A 2,786-nucleotide genomic window follows, 5' to 3' on the forward strand; every position below is an offset into this window, starting at 1 on the left:
ACTATTAACAGCTGATCAAGTTGCAGGTATACAGCAAATGATTAGTGCGGCAGTTCCTGGGGTGAAAGCAGAAGAAGTAAGTGTTATTGATAGTAAAAAAGGTATTATCTCGAAAGGAGYAGATGAAGCACATTCTACTAGTTCCTCTTCTTATGAAAAAGAAGTTGAGATGCAACAACAAATTGAAGGTAAATTAAAGCAAGATATTGATGCGACGTTAATGACGATGTTTAAGCCAAATGAATATAAAGTGAATACGAAAGTGTCTGTAAATTATGATGAAGTTACACGTCAGTCAGAAAAATATGGGGATAAAGGTGTACTTCGCAGTAAACAAGAGCAAGAGGAAAGCTCTACTGCGCAAGAAGGAGCGGATACGAAGCCAAGTGCTGGTATTACAGCGAATGGTGAAGTGCCAAACTACGGTACGAACAATAATCAAAATGGTAAAATCGTCTACGATAATAAAAATGGTAACAAAGTTGAAAACTATGAGATAGATAAAACGGTTGAAACGATTAAGAAACATCCGGAATTAACAAAAACAAATGTTGTTGTATGGGTCGATAATGATACGTTAGTAAAACGAAGAATTGATATGACAACGTTTAAAGAAGCAATTGGTACAGCTGCTGGACTTCAAGCTGATCCGAATGGAAACTTTATAAATGGTCAAGTTAACGTTGTAACTGTTCAGTTTGATCAACCGAAAGTAGAGAAAGAGAAAGAGCCAGAAAAAATCGGCATTAACTGGTGGTTATTCGGTGGAATTACAGGTGGATTGTTAGCGCTTGGTGGCCTATTATGGTTCTTCTTAGCAAGACGTAAGAAAAAGAAAGAAGAAGAGGAATATGATGAATACTTAGCAGAAGAGGAAGTTGCTGCAAGTAGTGAAAGCATTATGGAAATTCCTGAAGAGAAAATAGTACCAGAGCCAAAACCAGAACCAGTAGAACCGGCAGAACCTACATTAGATGACCAAGTGCAGGAAGCTACGAGAGAGCATGTAGAAGGTACTGCAAAAGTTATTAAAAAATGGCTAAACGGATAAGTAAGGGAGGAAAAACAATGTTAGATGAAATCTCCTCCAAAGAAAAAGCTGCCATCCTCATTCGTACATTAGACGAAGAGGTGGCAGCAAAAGTCATTGAATATATGACGGCTGAGGAAAAAGAAGTGTTACTTCGTGAAATTGCGAAGTTTCGTGTATATAAAGCAGAAACGTTAGAAAATGTACTAGGGGAGTTTCTGTATGAACTAAATGTAAAAGAATTAAATTTAGTGACCCCAGATAAAGAATACATTCGTCGTATATTTAAAAATATGCCAGAAGACGAGTTGGAAAAATTATTAGAAGACCTTTGGTACAACAAAGATAATCCATTTGAATTCTTAAATTCACTAACAGATTTAGAGCCACTTCTTACAGTGCTTAATGATGAATCGCCACAAACGATAGCAATTATTGCTTCTTATATTAAGCCTCAACTAGCATCTCAATTAATTGAGAGATTACCAGATCATAAACGTGTAGAAACGGTAATGGGCATTGCGAAGCTAGAGCAAGTAGATGGTGAATTAATTAATCAAATTGGTGAGTTATTAAAAGCAAAATTAAATAATATGGCATTTAGTGCTATTAATAAAACAGATGGATTGAAAACGATTGTGAACATTTTAAATAACGTTTCACGAGGCGTTGAAAAAACAGTCTTTCAAAAGCTCGATGAAGTCGATTATGAGTTATCTGAGAAAATTAAAGAAAATATGTTTGTCTTTGAAGACTTACTCGGTCTTGAAGATCTTGCACTTCGCCGCGTATTAGAGGAAATTACAGATAACGGTGTTATTGCGAAAGCAATTAAAATTGCAAAAGAAGAAATTAAAGAGAAATTATTTACATGTATGTCTTCAAACCGTAAAGAGATGATTCTAGAAGAGTTAGATGGCTTAGGACCGCTTAAGATGACGGATGCTGAAAAAGCGCAGCAAACGATTACAGGTACAGTGAAAAAACTAGAAAAAGAAGGAAGAATTATCGTTCAAAGAGGTGAAGATGATGTCCTTATTTAAAAACAGAATTCCGAAGAATTCTGTTTCTTTTTCTGAAGAAACGTATGAATTACAATTCCCGAAACCAATATCAGTTCACGCCCAAGAAGAAATACAAGTAGATCATGCAGAACTTCTAGCACAGCAAGATGTATTACATATTGAAATGCATCAACTAAGGCAGCAGCAGCAAATGCTAGAGCAAGAGCGTCAGCGGTTGTTACAGGATAAAGAACAGTTTCAAATGCATATTCATGAACAAATGGAGCAGATGGAAGCAGCACGTATGCAGTTTCAAAAGGAGCAACAAGAAACAGCATATGAATGGACTGAGTTATTATGGAATCAATCTTTTCAATTAGCAGAAAAAATTGTGAATCAAGCGGTAGATTCACGATTATTAGACGTTTTGCCGATTTTAACAGGTATCGTGCAAACATTGCCTACTTCATTTGAAAAATTAACTATAACGGTTCATCCAGAAACATTTGAGCGTATACAAGAAGAGAAAGAAAATACGAAAGAGTATTGGTTACTACAATTAGTAGAATGGAAGTATGATTTTTCTTTACAGTTTGGCGAATTTGTTTTGGAAGAAGAGAAAGAGTTTTTTGAATTTAAATTTGCAACTATATTTGCGAAACTTCGTCATAAATGGGAAGAGGAAAAGTTGTTTGAGGAGCAAAAGGTATGAACAATAAGCTCATGAACGAACATAATAAATGGAATACGTT

General features: G+C 35.4%; 3 protein-coding genes. All 3 read left to right on the top strand.

Going from position 1 to position 2,786, the window contains the following annotated elements; genetic code table 11:
- The coding region (locus tag AC1DTM_RS21750; RefSeq protein ID WP_477000852.1) for a flagellar M-ring protein FliF C-terminal domain-containing protein at nucleotides 1–1,051 on the top strand (1,051 nt) is incomplete at its 5' end.
- Nucleotides 1,052–1,068: 17 nt separating this feature from the next.
- Entirely contained in the window at nucleotides 1,069–2,073 is a 1,005-nt protein-coding gene (locus AC1DTM_RS21755) for a flagellar motor switch protein FliG (RefSeq protein ID WP_016104393.1), read from the top strand.
- On the top strand, nucleotides 2,060–2,746 hold the full coding sequence (locus AC1DTM_RS21760) for a FliH/SctL family protein (RefSeq protein WP_256415932.1): 687 nt from the start codon (nucleotides 2,060–2,062) through the stop codon (nucleotides 2,744–2,746). Before AC1DTM_RS21755 ends, AC1DTM_RS21760 begins: the two co-directional genes overlap by 14 nt.
- Nucleotides 2,747–2,786: the final 40 nt, after the last annotated feature.

Source organism: Bacillus sp. P4_D3, assembly GCF_056401855.1.